The sequence below is a fragment of the Bacillus cereus group sp. Bc010 genome, from assembly GCF_027716745.1.
GTDB lineage: Bacteria > Bacillota > Bacilli > Bacillales > Bacillaceae_G > Bacillus_A > Bacillus_A pacificus.
In genome coordinates, this window is sequence record NZ_JAQFUY010000024.1 from 1 (window position 1) to 20,663 (window position 20,663).

Below are 20,663 nucleotides of genomic sequence, written 5' to 3' on the forward strand. Positions count from 1 at the left end.
ACAGAAGCAGTAGCGGTTTGACTCTTTTCAACAGTAAAGTTGATAGGAGTTTGATTTAAGTCGTAATGAGTAGGAGCTTTCGTTTCAATAAACTGATAGTCACCCGGACGTAAATCAGAAACAGAAATTTTTCCGTCTTTATTAGTAGTTAAATTAGAACGAACGTTGTTGCCGTTCATATCAACGATTTTAAATACTGCATCTTTAAGAGCAGAACCGTCAACGTCATCTACTTTAGAAAGTTCCACAGCACCTTTCGTTAAGCTATTAGTAGCTGTAACGGAAGCAATTTTTTCTTGCCCTTTTTTAACTGTGAACTTAATAGGTGTTTCGTTTAAGTCATAATGAGTAGGAGCTTTTGTTTCGATAAACTCATAGTCTCCTGGTGGTAATTCATCGACAACTAAACGGCCGTTTTTATCAGTAGTTAAATCAGTACGGACGTCGTGTCCATCCTTATTAACAATTTTAAATACCGCACCCTCAAGTGTTGTATTTTCTTCAACATCATCCACTTTAATTAACTCCACACTACCTTTCGTTAAGCTGTTAGTAGCTGTAACGAAGACATGTTTTGTTTGACTTCTTTCAATTGTGAACTTAATAGGATCTTCATTTAAGTCATAATGTTTTGGAGCTTTCGTTTCAATAAATTGATAGTCTCCAGGTTGTAAGTCTTTAGCGATGATTTTTCCGTCTTTATTGGTAACTAAATTCGTACGAATATCATTACCGTTCATATCAGTAATTTTAAATACCGCACCTTCTAGCGTTTCTTTCGCATCTAAAGAGTCAACTTTCGTTAATTCAACGCCACCCTTAGTTAAGCCATTTTTAGCAGTAACAGAAACGTGAGTTGTTTGGCTTTTCTCGATAGTGAAAGGAATCGGTGTTTTATTTAAATCATAATCTTTCGGAGCTTTCGTTTCCACGAATTGATAATCTCCTGGTCTTAAATTAGAAGCAGAAACTTTCCCGTCTTTATCAGTAGTTAAATTTGTGCGAACAATTTTACCTTTCGCATCAATAATGTTAAATACTGCATCAGAAAGTTTTGTATCTTGATTTATATCATCCACTTTAATTAACTCTACCGCACCTTCAATTAAGCTGTTCTTAGCAGTGACTTGTAACTTCTCTGCTTGGCTTTTCTCAATTGTAAATTTAATTGGTGTAGCATCTAGTTTATAGTGCTTAGGAGCTGTTGTTTCAATAAATTGATAGTCTCCAGGATGTAAATCAGGAATAGAAACTTTCCCTTTTGCATCTGTCGTAATGCCAGTGCGAACGTCATTGCCGTTCATATCAACAATTTTAAATACCGCACCTTCAAGAGCTGTACCGTCGATATCATCCATTTTAGAAAGTTCTACCGCACCTTTAGTTAAACTATTTTTAGCAGTAACAGAAATCGGTTCGGCTTGTCCTTTTTCAATAGTGAAAGGAATCGGTTCTTTATTTAAATCGTAGTGTTTCGGAGCTTTCGTCTCGACGAATTGATAATCACCTGGACGTAAGTTAGAAACGCTAATTTTACCTTGTGAATTTGTAGTAAGGTTCTCGCGAATTACAGTACCCTTCATATCAACAATGTTAAATACTGCACCTTCAAGTGTAGTACCATCGACGTCGTCTACTTTAGTAAGTTCAACGCCGCCTTTTGTTAAACTATTTGTCATAGTAACAGTAGCCACATCTTTCTGGCTTTTTTCAACTGTAACTACAATTGGTTTTTTATCTAAATCATAATGTTTCGGAGCTGTTGTTTCGACAAATTGATACGTACCAGGACGTAAGTTTTCAACAGTGATTTTTCCTTCACCGTTCGTTTTTAAATCTGTTTTAATTACAGTTCCGTTTTGATCTAGTAAATTAAACACAGCATCGGCAAGTTTTGTTTGATCGTTTAAATCATCTACTTTAATTAATTCGATACTACCTTGTTTTAAACTATTTTTAGCAGTTAAAGAAATAGCTTTCTTCTGTCCTTTTTCAATAGTGAAATGGATTGGCGTTTCATCTAAAACGTAATGCTTAGGAGCTTTCGTTTCGATGAATTGATAATCACCCGGACGTAGGTCATCGATTTCGATTTTCCCTTTACTATTTGTAACAAGGTCTTTATGAATTACAGTACCGTTCATATCAACAAAGTTAAATACTGCACCTTCAAGTTTAGTACCATCGATGTCATCTACTTTAGAAAGTTCAACGCCACCTTTTGTTAGAGCGTTTTTAGCCGTAATATGAAGAGTTTCAGTTTGGCTTTTCTTAATTGTAAATTTGATCGGTTTTTTATTTAAATCGTAATGTTCAGGAGCTATTGTCTCAACGAATTGATACGTGCCAGGACGTAGGTTTTCAACAACAATTTTTCCCTCATCATTTGTTTTTAAGCCTTCTTCAACTATCTCTCCGTCTGCATCTAATAAATTAAATACAGCATTAGCGAGCTTCGTATCAGTATCAATATCGTCAATTTTTGTTAATTCAACGCTACCTTTTTTTAACGTATTTTTACCTGTAACAGTAATTTTCTCTGTTTGACTTCTTTCAATTGTAAATGGAATCGGTTTCTCATCTAACACATAATGTTCAGGAGCAGCTGTTTCAATAAACTGATAGTCTCCTGGACGTAAATTAGAAACAGAAATTTCACCATTGTCATCTGTAACAAAGTTTGTGCGAACTTCGTTACCATTCATATCAACAACTTTAAAGATTGCACCTTTCAGCATTGTACGATCGATGTCATCGATTTTGGTTAAAATGACGCCACCCTTCGTTAAGCTGTTAGTAGCGGTAACGCTAATATTTTCTTTTTGACTTTTTCCGATAGTGAACGGAATAGGATCTTTTCTTAAGTCATAGTCTTTTGGAGCTTTTACTTCAATAAATTGATAGTCACCTGGACGTAAATCAGAAGCAGAAACTTTACCATGTTCATCGGTAGTTAATCCTTTACGAACTACCTTTTTCGTATCATGAGCATCAACAATGATAAATTCTGCACCTTCAAGAGTAGCCCCATCAACGTCATCAACCTTTGTTAAAGTAACGCCACCTGTAAGTAAACTATTTGTTACAGTGACAGGGACTGGAAGATCATCCTTGCTACCTTTTTTAATTGTGAACTTAATAGGTGTTTGATCTAATTTATAATGTTCAGGAGCTGATGTTTCAATAAATTGATAATCTCCTGGTGCTAAATCAGGAATAACTAGTACTCCGTAATCATTTGTTTTTAAATCTTTCGCAATTTCTTTGCCAGTTGCGTCTTGTAATGTGAACACTGCGCCGGCAAGAGCGATACTACTTTCCACATCATCTTCTTTAATAAGTTTAACTTTTCCTTTCGTTAAACTATTTTTAAATGTAAGTGGAAGAAGTTTTTGTTGTCCTTTTTCGATTGTAAATTCAATTGGTTCTACATTTACATCGTAATAAGTTGGGGCCTTTGTTTCGATAAGTTTATAGTTACCAGGACGTAAGTCGTCTACAACTAACTTTCCTTCACTATTCGTAACAAGTTCCGCACGAACATCTTCATTCGTATCTCTATTAACAATTTTAAATACAGCACCTTCAAGTGTTTCCTTTTCATCTGCAGCATTCACTTTTGTTAATTCAATACCGCCTTTTGTTAAGCTGTTTTTAGCGGTAACAGTAGCAGACGTCGTTTGACTTTCTGTGATCGTAAATTTAATCGGATTTGTATTTTTATCGTAATACTTCGGTGCTGTCACTTCGATAAATTTATAATCGCCAGGGCGTAAGTCGGTAGCGATAGCTTTACCATCTGCACCAGTTTTTATATTTTCGCGAATGACTTTCTTTTCATCATTAGCATCAACAATTTTAAATACAGCACCTTCAAGAGCTGTACCATCGATATCATCAACTTTCGTTAATTCAACATCTCCTGGTTTTAAAGCATTTTCAGCTTTCACAAGTAGCGTTTCTTTTTGACTTCTATCGATTGTAAATTCAATAGGTTCTGCTCGTAAAACGTAATGTTCAGGAGCAGCTGTTTCAATAAATTTATACGTACCAGGACGTAACTTATCAGCTTTTGTTTTTCCATCAGCATCTGTAGTTAGGTCAGTACGAACATCATTATTATTTACATCAACAATTTTAAATACGGCACCTTGTAGAGGTTTTTTATCACCAAATTCATCAACTTTTAATAATTCAACTTCGCCTGTTTTTAAACTGTTTGTTGCCGTAACGGTAGCTAAAGACTGTTGGCTTTTATCGATTGTAAACTCGATAGGGTTTGTATTTAACACATAATCCTTAGGAGCTTCTGTTTCAATAAATTTATACGTACCAGGCTCTAAGTCTTTAACAGTTACTTTACCGTCAGCACCAGTTTTTACATTTTCGCGAATGACTTTCTTTTCATCATGAGCATCGACAATTTTAAATACAGCACCTGCAAGAGCTGTACCATCGATATCATCAGTTTTTGTTAAAGTGACGCCACCTTTAATGAGGTGATTCGTCGCAGTAACAGTAACTGCTTTCTTTTGACTTTTTACAATTGTAAACTCAATTGGTTTTTTATCTATGTCGTAATCTTTCGGTGCTTTTTCTTCGACAAATTGATAGTCTCCAGGGCGTAAATCTTTTGCTTCAATTTGTCCTTGATCATTTGTCGTTAATTTTTCATATCCACGAATTACATTGTTATGTCGATCTCGTACACTGAACTCCGCACCGGCTAAAGTTTTTCCATCTTTATCGACTTTTGTTAAAATGGCCGAACCCGGAATCAAGCTGTTTGTTGCAGTGCGGTTTATTACTGTTGTTTGATCTTCCGCGATTTTAACCCCAATCAGTCGATCATCTAATTTATAATGCTCAGGAGCCTTTGTTTCTTGTAAGTAGTAAGTTCCTGGTTTTAAATTATCTACAGTAATTTGTCCTTTATCATTTGTTGTTAATTTTTCATGTTCTGAAATTATTTTTTTGTCTTTATCAAGTAGTGTGAAAACGGCACCTTGTAGTGTTACGTTTTTGTTCAGGTCATCAGACTTTGTTAAAACTACTTTCCCGACAAACTTCTTATTTACAAGTTTATATGTTGTAGTCTCTTGTGTACCAAGTTCAACAATTTTCCCTTGTTTTAACTCCCAGCTAATTACATAGCCTTCAGGAGCCTTTGTTTCTTTTAATAAATATTTATCGCGTTTTAAGTTATTAAATTTAGCGATACCATCTTTGTCTGTTGTAATTTTACGGATAACAGTTTTACCTGTACGATCGTATAAAGTGAATTCTGCTCCAGCTAATGGAGTGTTCTTATTGTCGTTATCTACCTTTATAATTTCAAGGTTTCCACGACCTGTAGTAGCAGATCCTCCGCCGGAACCGGAAGACATTCGTACTTCAATCGTTTCGGTAGTTTCTGTATTTGTTACTGTTAACTTATTGCCTGTAATTTTTGCTTTATTACTTACTTTTTCTTTATCGTCTGCATTAATAAATGAACGATATTCTAAAATATAAGCTCGATCAATTTTCTTCAAGAAAGCAATTTCAAAATGTTGCTTTCCGGTATTATTGTCTGTTGTTATTTTGAGTTTATAGTCTGTTCCTTGTTTTAATTCATTTGCTGTATCTTTTGTTACATTTCCATAGTAATCGACAGTTGTAGGATATAAGTGGAATGAATCTTCCACAAGTACTTGATTGTCTGTTGGATCGTCTGTTACAACTGCGTCTGCAATGGTCGATTGGCTTTCATTAATTGCAATACTCCAATTAATATAGTTGTCATCTTGCACAGCTTTTTTAGTAACGAAGCTGCCACCTTTATTTACTTGAGCATCACCTTTAAGCGTGTTTACAATTTTAGAGCCATCTTTTAACTCTGCCTCGTTTTTGTAGATGCCTTGGATAAGTTCACCATCGAGGCTTGTTTTAAAGATAATATAGTAAGGTGAATTAATTGATTGTTTGAAATGAACCTTTAGGGTGTTTTTATTTTTCTCTGTAGGTTCTTCAAGTTCATATTTCTCAGTTGGTACAGCATTACCAGGTTGTGCATTGTCAGGACTTCCATTTAAAATCATATCGCGCACTTCAATGGATCCTGGTACTAACTTTTGTTTATTTTGTATTACGTCTATCACATATGGATCTTTAATCTCAACATTATTATAATTAAAACCTATTATCCAAGTGATTTCTTTCGTTTGGGCGTTATAAGAACCGTATTTATATCCATTCGCCTTTGTGAAAGTATCAGGATCAAAGTCCGCTTCAACTTTATTTGATTGTGGATTGGACCCTGCATCTATCCAAGATAGGTTACCTGTATTTTTAAACGAAGTTTTACCACTTTCTAATTTTGTATAGTCAAAGTCTGTCGTATATTTTACGACTAATGTCTTTGTCATATTAGACTGATATGTACCTATAAGGGTAATTTTGAAACCTTTATCTGTTACATCTAAAACATAATCAGTCCCAGCTTGAAGGGTATAATCTCCGTCTTTAATTTCTAGTTTTTTATCTTTTAATTGTAATCCACCATGGTCAAAGGTATCCGTAATGATCGCGTTGTTTAATGGATAGTTGTTATTATTTACCGTAATTGTCCAGGTTGTTGTTTTGTCTTTATAGTTTGTTTCAGCTTTATTATTAGATTTAATAATATTTTGCTGCTTGAAGCCAACTTCATTTTCTTTACTTGAACCATTATCAGCTGTAACTGTATTTTTTATTTTTCCATCTTTTATGACATTACCAGTTGGCTTTGTTTTATAGGAAATTACATAAGCACTATTAATATCCTCATTAAACTGTAAGTCGAATCCATTCTTCTTGTTACTTACAGTTTAATTATTAACAGTATCTCCTGTTACAAGCCTTCCATTATCATCGTAGGAAGCGTTTTTCACAACGATAGAATTTGCATCTAGTTCATGTGTATCGTCAAAAATATCTTTTAAAAGTGCATCAGTTTTTTTGATATTTTTTTGATCACCGTTGTAAGTAATTGTCCATTCAATCGTTTGCGTCTTTGGATCATATTTACTTGTTTTGTTTAAATGTGTACCACGAGAAACCGTTACAGTAGAGCTTGCGTTTTGTTGTTTTTGATTATCACTCGTTATCGTAACGTTATTTCGGAAGTCTTTTACATTTTCATCAGTAATTTTTGTGGCATATTCGATTTGGTATGCTTTACTGATATTCTCCTTAAAAGCAATCTCCAATTTTGAACCATCTGATGAAATAATTTTGTAATCTTCTGGATCGGCTTCTTTACCACGTGTTGCGTTCCCGTTAACATCAACTTCTAAATAATAAACTTTAATAGAATCTTTATTTAAGCTTGTACCTTGTGGGATGTTATCTTTAAAAACGGCGTTTTTAAGGGTGTCTTTCGTTTTATTCATCTCTACTGTCCAATTAATCTCATTTGTATTAATTGGTCTATCAGGTAACCCCTTTTTATTCGTGGCTGTTTTTACATTAGGCTTAAAGTCAACTGTAATAGAAACATCGTTATCTTTAATTGGGAAAGGAATTTCTTGTGTTGTTGTACCTTTAATTTCAGCTTTATTAAATTCTGTTTTTAATTGTAGGTTACCAACAACATCTGGATGTTCTTCAACATAATCGTTAAATGTCATCGTGACTTTTCCATCTTTTGTAACAGTAAAGTTACCAATTGGATTGTTTTCACTATCGTATAAAGGACTGTTAATTGTATTATAAATCTTAAAGTGTTTAGGAAGATCAAAAATATAGTAATCTCCATTTTTAACATTCATCGATTTTAAAAGTTCCCATGTAAACTCAATATTGGCAGGGGAATCTGTACTTGGACGGTTATCCTCTGTAAATGGTTTTCCGTCTTTATCCGTCAACTTTACACCCGTTAAAATGTTTGTTGTTATTTGCTTTGGACCTGAATTTGTACTCTCAGCAGGATCGCTTGCTAGATTTTGTTCTTGGTTATCAGCAGCAGGTTTAGTTGCTGGATTTTGTTCCGGATTGTCAGTAGCAGGTTTAGTTGCTGGGTTTTGTTCCGGATTGTCAGTAGCAGGTTTAGCTACTTGATCTGGCACTTGTTTATTAGTATCCTGTTTGGTGCCATCTTCTTTAGAATCTTCTACTTGAATAGGAACTGTTATAGGCTGAACCAGTGTTCCTAAAGGAAAATCGATTTGAACTGATTTCTCTTCAGCTTTTAAAGTTGGGTTAAACACAGTATCAATTTTAATTTTTCCTTTAGCATCTTTCGAATTTTCTACTTGATCATTAAATATTAGTTTTAATTTATTATTTTTAGCTGTTATAAAATATTGACCAATATTTTTTTGATCTGTTACTAAATCTCCTTGTAAATCTTTAGATACTTTTAATGCAAGTGGTATTTGAATTACTGCTGTATCGTTTGCATGTACAACTTGTTGATCTTTTATTGACCAAGCATATTCTACTTGAATGGTTGATCCTATCTTTATTAAGTTGTTAGGATTTTTTGCTTCGTCAATAATATGATCCGTTGCATCTTTCATCTCAACAGTGTCAAATAATGAAGTTTCCTTTAAAGTCTCAGCTTTTGCCTGATTGTACGGGAAACTAATAAACTGTGAAAATAGTACAAATACAATTAAACATATATTGAAAAGTTTTTTCATTTTGCCTCCTTTGAACATTCATTTGTTCACTGAGGAATATATTCCACATGAACAAATGGAATATAAAAAAAGTTAATTGTTATAAAGTCTTTGTTGCTACTATCCCTCCGTTTCTATGTACGTTCTCTGACAGAATAGATGTTTAACTAAAGGCATATATAAAGTAACGTAAAAATCTGGAATATACATAATTCGACAAAAAATGTCGAAATTATGCTGATAAAAGGAACGATATCAGACCTTTATATACAAGAGCATTTTCTTGTGAATGTGTTATGAACTGGATAGTCATAAAGGTAGGTTTTACGATACATGCTAACCAAAGTAATGTATCCCAAGTTAAAAGTTTGTTTTTTGCTTTAAAATTATGTGGAAAAAATCTGAATAGGGTTGATTTTGGTTAGGGTGAAGACAATATGCACTTTGAAAATATTCATTTATGTAATCTGAAATTGAGATAATTGTATCTTAAGAATGTCACTTATTACATTTATGAAAATTAACTTTCTGCCTAGAGAGAGTTGTACAATTTGTGGACCGAAGTTAAGATGGTACAGTTCCTTTTCGGATTTAGTGGAATATAAGTTATTTATAATATTCGGCTAAATCATTACTGCGGTCATTTTTGAAGCTGTTTTACATAAGAAAAAAGAAGGTATCCCTTTTGATAATAGTGTTATCTTCTCTGAAAGATGATTATGAATAACCTTCGCTAAAGATTATATACTTAAATGATAAAGAGTTCAACAGCGGTTTAACAAATATTTTCCAAAAATTAAAAATGACCGTTTTAGTAGAAAAATTCTAAAAAACGGTCATTTTTAATTTTATATTTCTGTTAAAATTATCGGTTCGCCGCGTGTTACGACAACTGTATGTTCACATTGTGCAACAAGGCTTTTATCAGGTGTAACGAATGTCCAACCATCATCGCCACGTTCGATAATATGATCAGCTTTCATAGAAATGAATGGCTCTACAGCGATAACAAGACCGTCTTTTAGAAGCGCATTATCCATTGGATCAAAATAGCTTAAAATGTGGTTTGGTGCTTCATGTAAGCTAAGACCAATACCGTGACCAGTTAAGTTTTGAATAACATTGTATCCATTTTTATGTGCAAAGTTTGAAACGGCACGACCAATTTGGTTTTGTTTTGAACCAGCTTTCACCTTTTTCATTGCTGCCCAAAAGGCATCAACAGCTGCTTGGCAAAGCTTTTCTTTTGCTTCATCTTCTCCAAGTACAAATGAAATACCTGTATCTGCATAATAACCATCAAGTGCTGCAGATACGTCGACATTTACAAGGTCGCCTTCTTTTAATACACGATCACCTGGAATACCGTGAGCAACTTCTTCGTTTACACTGATGCAAGTTACGCCAGGGAAATCATATTCTTTTTCAGGTGCAGAAATAGCACCATGCTCATCTAATACTTTTTTACCGATCAAATCAAGCTCTTTCGTTGTCATGCCTGGCTTCGCTTCTTTTTTCATTTCTTCACGTGCAAGCGCAACGATGCGGCCGATTTTTCGTAAGCCTTCTAAATCTTGTTCATTACGAATAATCATGAAAACCACTGTCCTTCCTCGAATATATATCTTACCCGATTGTATCATGTTTATTTTCGTCCTGCTACTCGCTTGCAGTATGGCGGATTGATTCCTCTCATAAAGAATACATGACAATTGTCATATCGATGTTATGACGCATCATACTGTTTCCTAAGTTTTCCAAGGAATACAATGTAAATATAAGAAACAGCGGGGGTGGAGAGATGGAAAAGATTATTGAAGTAAATAGTGTTTCTAAAACATTTAAACATAAAAAAGCAGTAAATAACGTTTCATTTCATGTGAATAAAGGAGAAATCGTAGCATTGCTTGGACCGAATGGTGCAGGGAAAACGACGACGATGTCGATGATGCTTGGATTAAAGGATCCGACGGAAGGAACGGTTTCTATATTCGGAAAGAGTCCAAAGCATAGAGATGTTCGTAATAGCCTCGGCGCGATGTTACAAGAAGTAAGTGTCATCGATAGCATTACAGTGGAAGAGGCAATTGAGTTATTCCGTAGCTATTATACGAATCCGATAGCGAAAGAAACGTTGCTACAGTTATCGAATTTAAAATCAGAGAGAAAGCAAAGATGTGAGAAATTATCAGGAGGTCAAAAGAGAAGGTTAAATTTTGCACTCGCACTTGCAGGAAATCCAGATTTGTTATTTTTAGATGAGCCGACAGTTGGAATGGACATTACGTCTCGAAGAACATTTTGGGAAACAATTCGAAAGTTAGCAAGTGAAGGGAAAACGATTATTTTAACAACGCACTATTTAGAAGAAGCAGATGCATTAGCAAATCGTATTTTATTGTTTGCGAATGGAAAGGTTATCGCAGACGGTACGCCAGATGAGATGAAAGCGACGATTTCACGAAAAACAATCACGTTTTATTCGAAGGAAAGTATTCCTGCAAAATTACTAAAAGAATTACCAAACGTAACAGAAGTACAATCAAAAGAAGGACACTTCACTTTAACAACAGAAGATACAGATGCAACGTTAAGAGCAATTTATGAAAAGAACTTACCTGTAACAGATGTTTCTGTTGAACGTGGAAGCCTTGATGAAGCATTTGAACAATTTATCACAAATCAGGAGGGGGAAATCGCATGAGAGCTTTATGGATGCAATGCAAAATAGAAATTTTACGTACGTTTCGTAATAAATTGTTTATCTTTTTCTCATTATTAATGCCAGTTATGTTTTATTACATTTTCACAAATGTGGTTCAAGTGCCACAAAACGGAGATGCGTGGAAAGCGCATTATTTAATCTCAATGGCAACGTTCAGTATTGTAGGGACAGCACTTTTTAGTTTCGGTGTGAGAATTTCTCAAGAAAAAGGGCAGGGTTGGACACATCTTTTAAAAATTACACCACTTCCAGAGGGAGCGTATATAACAGCGAAGATTATCGCTCAAACTGTAGTGAATGCTTTTTCAATCTTAGTTATCTTTATCGCAGGAATATTAATTAATCATGTTGAGTTAACAGTAGGGCAATGGATTGGTGCTGGATTATGGTTGTTGTTAGGTGTGACACCATTTTTAGCGTTAGGAACAGTAATAGGTTCTATTAAGAAGGCGGATGCAGCAGCGGGTTTAGCGAATATTTTAAATATGAGTTTAGCTGTAATTGGCGGTCTATGGATGCCAATCGAAGTATTCCCGAAAATATTAAGATCTATCGGTGAATGGACACCAACATATCACTTCGGAAGTGGTGCATGGGATATTGTAGCTGGAAAATCGGTTGGTTGGGAAAATATCGCGGTATTAGGAGGTTATTTCCTTATATTTGTTGTAATATCAATATATATAAGAAAAAGACAGGAAGCGGTATAAATGATAGAGAAGAAGAGGATTGAGATTTTTCCGAAACATATGGGATTCTTTCCGTATATGTGGCTCGTTTATTTGTTATTTCCAATTTATAATTTAACACAAGTATCGGGATGGAAGCTTGTAATAGGAAGCGGTATGTTGATAGTTTTCATGATCACATACCGTCAACTTTATTTTGTCCAGAAGACGTTTATTTTGTGGGCTTGTATTCAAATGATACTTACGCTTTTATTTGCTTTATTTTATAATCCCTTCATGATATTCTTTGGCTTTTTCACAGCAAGTGCAATGGGGTTTGCACCAAGTAAGAAAGTATTTCGGATATTACTATGTTTGTTAGTTGTAATGCTTGGAGTATTTATAAATATGAATCAACTAACACCGACAAGTTTAGTAAATATCGTTCCGATGTTTATTTTAATGCTTCTTACACCATTTGGAATGCGTAATTTTAATCAAAAAAAGGTGTTAAGAAATCAATTAAACGAAGCAAATGAGCAAATTAAAGACTTAGTAAAACGTGAAGAGAGGCAGCGTATTGCAAGGGATCTTCATGATACGTTAGGGCATACGCTATCTCTTATTACGTTGAAAAGTCAGCTTGTTGAAAAGCTAATCGTCAAAAATCCAGAGCGCGCAAGTGCGGAAGCGAAGGAGATTACACAAACATCGCGAACTGCTTTAAAACAGCTAAGGGAGTTAATTTCTGATATGCGCATGATTACAGTGGAAGAAGAGCTTGGGCAAATAAAAGCGATCTTACAAGCTGCTAATGTTGAATTAGAGATCAAACAAGAAACGAGTGCAAGTTCGCTATCACCCATTGAACAAAATATTTTAGGAATGTGTTTACGCGAAGCTGTTACGAATGTTGTAAAGCATAGTAAGGCGACGCGTTGCATAGTTTCTGTACTAGAATCACAAGGTGAATTGATTTTGACAGTAGAAGATAACGGAATCGGTTTAGCGGACCAAAACCACGATGGGAATGGTATTCGTGGTATGAAGGAGCGAATCGCTCTTATTGATGGATTTGTTGAACTGGGTACGATTAATCCAGGAACACTATTAACAGTAAAAGTTCCAGTTGTTATTAGAACAGGAAAAGATGAGGTGAAGGCATGATTCGAATTATTATTGCAGAAGATCAGCGAATGCTTCGTGGTGCGTTAGGAGCCCTACTCGATCTAGAAGATGATATTGAAGTAATTGGGCAAGCAGCGAACGGAGAAGAGGCGCTAAAACTAATCGAATCGTTAAAACCTGATGTAAGCATTATGGATATTGAAATGCCAATTCAAAGCGGATTAGATGTTGCAGAAATGTTGAAGAAAGAAAAATCGGTATGTAAAGTAATGATTTTAACAACATTTGCGCGCCCTGGATATTTTGAACGAGCAATGAAAGCTGGTGTGCACGGATATTTATTAAAAGATAGCCCAAGCGAGGATTTAGCTGCATCAATTCGCAACGTAATGAAAGGTAAACGAGAGATCTCTCAAGATTTAATGTTCGGCTTATGGCAAGAGCAAAATCCGTTATCAGATCGCGAAAAAGAAGTATTGCTACTTGCGAAAGAAGGAAAGACAGCAAATGAAATTGCAAAGACACTTTATCTTTCACCTGGTACAGTACGTAATTATATTTCTGAAGTATTAACGAAGCTTGATGCGAAAAATAGAATTGAGGCAATTACAATTGCGGAAGAAAAGGGATGGATATGAAAAGAAGTTTACCTATGAATGGTAAGCTTCTTTTTTTGTAATTCCGTCTCAGTTATATAGTCTGGAATTAGGGGGGGATTGCGTCATATAGATTTTACTTCATTTTTCGACAAAAAATTTGTTATAGTAGGATTAGGTTATCGGTCTAAATTCTGGATAACTTTACCACTAATAGTTGTGATTACTCCATTTTTATCTACTTTTATAATGAGATCTTGATCATATACTTTATAGTTTTTATAAGTTTGTGCAAGATGAAATTCGGTTTGATTTTCTTTATCGGTAGGTTGAAATTCTACATTTTTTCAGTTGTTACTTGCTCTTGTTGAGCCTTAGCCCCAGTTACCTCACCTTTTAAATACTTTTTTGCAATATTTTCTTTTATATCATTTTGAGGTTGTGTTAATTTCTAAATTGTTAAGCTAGGCTGAGCAATTTCAACTTTTACTTCATTTTTCCTAATTCTTGGGTGTGGATAGTTTTTGCCGATAAAGGATAAAAAAGGCCGAGTGTAATGGAAGTATGGGCAAGTTTTCTGTAATTTATCTATAATACTCCTAATCTATTATTGGATGTGAGATGAATTGCATGAAAAATTTGCCGAATCTTATATATATTATGCATTATTTCATATCAAAAATTGTCGAATTCACATTATTGTAGTGGTATGACAACTCGAAAAATTAGATTGTTATAGTGGGATGGTGAGTAAGTATGCACGCAGAAAAATTAGGAAGTGAAATTAAGAAAATTAGGGTGATGCGGGGATTAACACAAAAACAGTTATCCGAGAATATATGTCACCAATCGGAAGTGAGCCGAATTGAATCGGGCGCGGTATACCCAAGTATGGATTTATTGCAAGGTATTGCAGCAAAGTTACAAGTTCCCATTATCCATTTTTATGAGGTACTTATTTATTCTGACATGGAAAGGAATAAGCAGTTAAAAGACCGAATTATTATGCTCTGTAAGGAAAAGAAATATAAAGAAATTTATAATAAAGTATGGAATGAGTTGAAAAAGGAAGAATATCATCCTGAGCTTCAGCAGTTTCTTCAATGGCAATATCATGTAGCTGCTTACATATTGAAAAAAATTGATTACGAATATTGTATTTCAGAATTAAAGAAATTGCTCAATCAACAATTGGCAGGGATAGACGTATATCAGAACCTTTATATTGAAAACGCAATTGCAAACATTTACGCTGAAAATGGCCATTTTAAGAAGAGTATTGAGTTATATGAAAATATATTAAAACAATTAGAAGTATTACATGATAATAAAGAGTTTGATGTAAAGGTGAGACATAATCATGCAAAAGCATTATACTTGGACAATCAATACGAAGAAGCACTTTGTCATGCAAATAAAGCCATTGAATTATCGTGTCAAATTAATAGTATGACATTGATTGGACAGTTATACTATCGAAAAGTTGAATGCCTAGAAAAGCTAGAGTGTGATAGAGCAGAAATTGAAGATGCTTGCGAAAAAGCTTACTTCTTTTTCGATATATTAGGAAACCATACATTAAAAGAATTAATTATAAAAAGAATGAAGAAATAAAAAAGATTTAAAAAGCAAATATGCATAATTGCATAAGATACGGATGGATTTTCATGATATATTTAAAGAAAAAATGCGGGTGATGGAATATGAAAAAACTACTTATTGGTAGTCTGTTAACGTTAGCAATGGCATGGGGTATTTCATTAGGAGATACAGCTTTAGAGAAAAACCAAGTAATTTCTCATAATGATCAAGAAGTACAATTAGCTTCAGATGTACCTTTTGAATATTAAAAAAACAACCGTCTTACTTAGACGGTTGTTTTTTTGTGGAGTAACCTCCAAACGTCTTTACTAGAAACGGGCTTACTAATAAAGAATCCTTGAATGTGGTCACAGTTTTGCCCATATAAAAACTTCCATTGTTCTTCGGTTTCTACACCTTCTGCGATAACTTCTAAATTTAGTTCTTTTGATAGTGTAATAATGGAAGAAATAATCGCTTCCTCTAAAGGACTAGTTGTAATTCCGCAAATAAATTCTCGAGCAATTTTTAATGTATTAATTGGATATTTTGTTAAATAAGCTAAAGAACTATAACCAGTTCCAAAGTCATCAATTGAAATTTGAATACCGAGATTTTGAAGCTGTTCTAGTTTTGCAACTACAGATTGATTTTGGTTAATGGCGATACTTTCTGTAATTTCAATATCTAGTGCTTCTGGTTTTAACTCTGTTTCTTCTAAAACCTTTGAAATAGTAGGTATTAAATTTGCATGGTTAAATTGAACAACAGATAAATTTACACCGACTTTTAAGTGAGAAAAACCTTGATTATGCCATCTTTTTGCTTCTAAGCAGGCGGTACGCAAAATCCAATTTCCAAGTTCAATAATGAATCCAGTTTCCTCGGCTAGAGGAATAAATTGGGCCGGGGATACGATACCAAGCTTTGGATGTTTCCAACGAAGTAATGCTTCAAAACCGATAATTTGTTTTGTTTTTGTGCTTACTTGCGGCTGGTATTCAAGGAAAAATTCATTTTGTTGTAATGCTTTTGCAAGTTCGCCTTCTAAAAATTGGATTTCATTTTGAACAATACTTATTTCTTTTGAGAAGAAAACAAATCGATTTTTTCCATTTGCCTTCGCGCGATACATAGCCATATCAGCATTTTTCATTAATGCTGTTACATCTGTTCCATAATCAGGGTACATTGCAATTCCGATACTCGGTGTAATAGACAGTTCTTCGCCTTGAATGAAGAATGGTTTGTTTAAAATATTTAAAATCTGTTCAGCAATAAAAGCCGCACTTTTTTCTGAGTACATATCTGGTAATAGAATTGTAAACTCATCTCCGCCTTGGCGAGCAACGACATCCTTTGAACGTAGGCAACTGCGTAATCGTTTTGCTACTTCAATTAATAATAAGTCTCCGACGTCATGACCGAGTCTATCGTTAATTTTTTTGAATCGATCTAAATCAAGAAACATGACAGCAACATCACTTGCGCTAGTTTGAGCTGTATTTAAAATGTTTTTTAAATCCTTTTCGAACTTGCGGCGATTTGGTAGTCCAGTAAGTGCATCATGAAAGGCTAAATGCTCTACTTGTTTTTGTTTTTCATATAAAGTTGTAATATCACGTGCTATGCCGAACATCCCAACAACTTCTTTATTTATGAAAGTAGGGATGAGCGTAATGTGAAGGTAATAGTAATAACCTTCTTTTTCTTTTGTGCGAACTTCTAAAGTTTGTGGTCTACCTTTTTTCGTTAGTTGTAAAGCTTTCTTTAGTAAATCATGGTCTTTTGAGTCAATAAAGTGTAAAAGGGAATAGCTTTCTACTTCACAATAGTAGGCAGTAAATAAGCTTTCGCAAGCTGTATTAGACTGTTGGAAAATACCATACATATTTAAAGAGAAAACAGCATCCGGGTGATCTTCGAATAAAGATTTATAACGTTGTTCACTTTTTGATAACGCAGATGCACCTTCTTCTACTTTGTCTTCTAGTTGTGTAGTCAACTGCTCGTATGTATCGATTAGTGCCTGATTATCTTTCCACATATAAAGTTGTCGTAAGAACAATAAGATGAGAGATAATACTAGACCGATCAACATGAACTTATCATCCCAAGGTTGAAAGATAATAAAAGAAAAAGTAATGATTATACTAAAATAAGGTAATATAAAGCGCACATAATCAAACCGATAATATTTTGTTTTCGTTTCATGCTGCATTGGTTTATCTAAAATATATAGTATGGATGACAAACCAATTAATAAAATCGAAGCAGTATGTATTAAGTAAGAGACTTCAGAAGAAGTTTTCATCCCTGCGTTTAATTGAAAGAGATGTATATATCCGTATACAAGTATGATAGTAAAGCCGATAATTAATGAGATTCTACTAGCAGAATATTGTTCTCGTCTATATAGACTAATAACGGCGTAAATGACTAATGATTGTGCAATAAAGTATCCAATTAAAACCCAATGATCTGTTGTTAACATACGAAAGCTTGAACGGTCTAAAATAAAAGTTAAGGTAAAATAAATATTCATAATAATGATAAAGATGCTATCGAATGAAAATTGAGCTAGGCCTCTAATAGAGTAATGTTTTATGAACTTTATAGCAAAGCCAGAAAAGAGCAAAATATATTGTACGATAAAAAAGGGTAATGCCGTATATGAGAATATGACTTGGTCATATATAGAAAGTGAATGAAGAAATAAAGTTATCTCCATTGTCAATCCACACAGGCAAGTGCATAGTAATAAAACCCAAAATAATTTATCACCGCGCTTCATTTTCTTAATAGCTTTATATAAGCAATAGCAAGAAAAGAGTGCAGCAAAACAAAATAAGAAGAGAATTCCAATTTCTTTTATATTCAAGTTCTTAGGAATAAGAAATATCCAAAGAGAAAATATAATTATATATATCATAACAAAGTGTACATATTTTTTTTGATTAATCATATTATGACTCCGTTTCAATAAAGTTGAATCACAGGTGGAAAATGCTAATTCCAATCATAGCATATAAAATAGGGTTTTTTTCACTAAAAAATTACTTTTTTTGAAAAAAATAGCTCAACATTACAATTTACCATTGTAATGTTGAGCTATTTATTCTTTTTATTCCTCTTATAGCGGATAATTCATGTATGAATTGCAGCATCGCTAAATCTTTCTGTTTACTTTCAATCATAATATCGAAATTATGATTGACTTTTTTTGCAACGTGTAAGAAAGGTTTAATAAACTCTAAATCAATATATTCCGCGTGAGCCCTAAATTCTTTTTTTGATTTAGGGGAAGAAATATGAACTTTAGGAAGGATATTTGTATGTGCCCAAGTTTCAAAAATTGCAGGAAGTAACTCTTCTAACGGTTCTTCGCAAAGATTTGCCATGTGATGATGATAATCAAATACAAATGGAATCTTTTCTTTTTGGCAAATAGATAAAGTTTCAGCAGTTGTATATGTTTTATCATCATTTTCAAGTGTCATTTGCCTTTTTATATGTGCAGGAAGTTTTTTTATGTTTTCATGGAAACGTTCAACCGCCTTTTCTTTATTTCCGTAGGCACCACCTACATGGATGTTAATATAAGAAGAATCTGCAATTCCTATTGCATCTAATACTTTATAGTGATAAGTCATATCTGTAATAGCGTTAGTTGTAATGTGTGGCTTATCGCTTGTAAATAGCGTAAATTGATTTGGATGAAAACTTACGCGTAAATTATGTTCTTTAATTAATGCCCCAATTGTACGCCAAAGCGGTGTGAACAACCCGATGTAATCAAACTCGACTTCGGGATGTGTTGCAAGTGGGACGATGGAAGAAGATAAGCGATATAATGGAATTTCATGCGCTATATTGTAATGAAGAATACGTATTGTATGCTCAAGATTCTGTCGCGTAACATCGTATAATTTATCTTCTCGTTCTTGTTTACTAAGCTTTTGAAAGCTTGTAAATGTCATCGTTTTAGCCGGAGAACAGTCCCAGAGTGCCATTGCATGTGAGACATATCCGAAACGCATAATCATAATGAATACATCTCCTTTATGCATTATCTTTCCTATAGAAAGAAAGCAAGTATTGTTCCTATCCATTCTTTGCCTCTATTAATGAGAGAATTCGGACTAACATCTTTCAAGGAAAGTAATGAAGCATTTTCTAGATCTTCGTGGAATTTATTTTTTACTGTTTGTATAAAATGTTCATCATATAAAAGGCAGTTGATTTCATGGTTAATATATAAACTTCTCATATCAAAGTTTGCAGTTCCGATATCACAGATGTAGTCATCAACTATAATAACTTTAGCGTGAAAAAAACCTTGTTGAAATGCGTAAATATTACAGCCAGCTTGTATTAACTTTCGGCAATATGGGAATTTTGCTTCTCGAACAAGGGGGTGATCCGCTTTTTCTGGAACGAGAATTGTGATTTGAACCCCGCGTTTTCGTGCTTCTAATAATGCATTCATAATTTTTCTTCCAGGAATGAAATATGGTGTACCGATAAAGAGTTCTTTTTCTGCGCTTTCAATTAAATATAAAAATGTATTTTGCAAGTAGGCCCCATCAGTAGGGATAAAACGATGCAGAATGGTTCCTGGTTGTTGCTTAGGAAAATAAAGAGATGCCTCTAATAAATTTTGGTCTGTATCGTCCAGCCAATCATGTAAAAATTGCTTTTGTAAATCTTGTATTCCTTCTCCTGTAAGACGTAAATGATAATCGCGCCATAATCCTAATTTTTGATTATGTCCTAAATATTCTTCTCCAATATTAAATCCACCAATATAACCAATTTTCCCGTCAATAACTGTAATTTTTCTATGGTTTCTTTGATTTGCAGAAAAGAAAGGAAAGGGAAACTTTACTTTGTGACAAAATGAAAAAGAGACACCATGTTTTTGTAGGGAGCGAATGGCCTCATTTGATAAATGATGGCTTCCCAATCGATCGAGTAGAAGTCTTACTTCAATTCCTTCCTTTGCCTTATCAATAAGTAACTTTAAAAATTCCCGGCTGATTTTATCGTTTTTTACAATGAAGAACAAAACGTGCACATGGTGTTTCGCCTGTTTTATATCAGTAAATAGAGCGTCATACAAATCTTTTCCGTATGTATAAAGGTGAAAATCACTTTGACGTAAAGGGAAAGAACGAGAACGTACACGCTTTAAATGAACAATTCTCCCATAAGAAAGATCAATTACAATCCAGAGAGTGCTACCTATTAATAAGAGAGATAAGAAGAACATGAGTAAATTCCCTCCTTCACGGTCTTTTCACCATTCGTTTTTTATAAATCA

10 protein-coding genes and 2 pseudogenes are annotated in these 20,663 nt (G+C 34.0%); 6 read left to right on the forward strand and 6 right to left on the reverse strand.

The window, feature by feature from the left end; translation table 11 throughout:
- Both PDQ68_RS21000 and map read right to left on the reverse strand, forming a co-directional pair.
- Positions 1-8,663: pseudogene (locus tag PDQ68_RS21000) on the reverse strand (SpaA isopeptide-forming pilin-related protein); the annotation flags it as partial.
- 827 nt (positions 8,664-9,490) lie between these two features.
- On the reverse strand, positions 9,491-10,285 hold the full coding sequence (map, locus tag PDQ68_RS21005) for a type I methionyl aminopeptidase (protein ID WP_002096176.1): 795 nt from the start codon (positions 10,283-10,285) through the stop codon (positions 9,491-9,493).
- A gap of 158 nt (positions 10,286-10,443) precedes the next feature.
- Between map and PDQ68_RS21010 the strand changes: the two genes are divergently transcribed.
- Genes PDQ68_RS21010 through PDQ68_RS21025 form a run of 4 tightly spaced genes read left to right on the forward strand, consistent with a single transcriptional unit; the run spans position 10,444 to position 13,801 of the window.
- Entirely contained in the window at positions 10,444-11,346 is a 903-nt protein-coding gene (locus PDQ68_RS21010; protein WP_061184172.1) for an ABC transporter ATP-binding protein, read from the forward strand.
- Entirely contained in the window at positions 11,343-12,077 is a 735-nt protein-coding gene (locus PDQ68_RS21015; RefSeq protein ID WP_061184173.1) for an ABC transporter permease, read from the forward strand. Before PDQ68_RS21010 ends, PDQ68_RS21015 begins: the two co-directional genes overlap by 4 nt.
- Positions 12,078-13,202 carry a sensor histidine kinase gene (locus PDQ68_RS21020; protein ID WP_270786943.1) on the forward strand — a complete coding sequence of 375 codons (1,125 nt, stop codon included), beginning with the start codon at positions 12,078-12,080 and terminating at the stop codon, positions 13,200-13,202.
- The gene (locus PDQ68_RS21025) at positions 13,199-13,801 is read left to right on the forward strand and encodes a response regulator transcription factor (RefSeq protein ID WP_061184175.1); all 603 of its coding nucleotides are present in this window, start codon (positions 13,199-13,201) and stop codon (positions 13,799-13,801) included. The genes PDQ68_RS21020 and PDQ68_RS21025 overlap by 4 nt, the downstream gene beginning before the upstream one ends.
- A gap of 86 nt (positions 13,802-13,887) precedes the next feature.
- On the opposite strand, the pseudogene PDQ68_RS21030 reads toward PDQ68_RS21025, so the two are convergent.
- Positions 13,888-14,347: pseudogene (locus PDQ68_RS21030) on the reverse strand (M4 family metallopeptidase); the annotation flags it as partial.
- A 168-nt stretch (positions 14,348-14,515) separates the two neighbouring features.
- Between PDQ68_RS21030 and plcR the strand changes: the two are divergent.
- Together plcR and papR are read left to right on the forward strand one after the other, a co-directional pair.
- Complete coding sequence (gene plcR, locus PDQ68_RS21035; protein ID WP_270786945.1) at positions 14,516-15,373, forward strand: transcriptional regulator PlcR; 858 nt, start codon at positions 14,516-14,518, stop codon at positions 15,371-15,373.
- An 89-nt stretch (positions 15,374-15,462) separates the two neighbouring features.
- Positions 15,463-15,609, forward strand: coding sequence for a quorum-sensing peptide PapR (gene papR, locus PDQ68_RS21040; RefSeq protein WP_000734728.1), 147 nt, complete (start codon positions 15,463-15,465; stop codon positions 15,607-15,609).
- Between the two features lie 17 nt (positions 15,610-15,626).
- Here the strand turns inward: papR and PDQ68_RS21045 are convergent, their stop codons facing one another.
- The 3 genes from PDQ68_RS21045 to cls all read right to left on the reverse strand — a co-directional run bounded on the left by PDQ68_RS21045 (position 15,627) and on the right by cls (position 20,612).
- Positions 15,627-18,305: a DUF4084 domain-containing protein gene (locus PDQ68_RS21045; RefSeq protein WP_270786946.1), complete on the reverse strand. Its 2,679-nt coding sequence runs from the start codon at positions 18,303-18,305 to the stop codon at positions 15,627-15,629.
- A gap of 127 nt (positions 18,306-18,432) precedes the next feature.
- On the reverse strand, positions 18,433-19,386 hold the full coding sequence (gene uvsE / locus PDQ68_RS21050) for a UV DNA damage repair endonuclease UvsE (protein WP_061184176.1): 954 nt from the start codon (positions 19,384-19,386) through the stop codon (positions 18,433-18,435).
- Positions 19,387-19,418: 32 nt separating this feature from the next.
- Complete coding sequence (gene cls, locus PDQ68_RS21055) at positions 19,419-20,612, reverse strand: cardiolipin synthase (protein ID WP_000465820.1); 1,194 nt, start codon at positions 20,610-20,612, stop codon at positions 19,419-19,421.
- Positions 20,613-20,663: the final 51 nt, after the last annotated feature.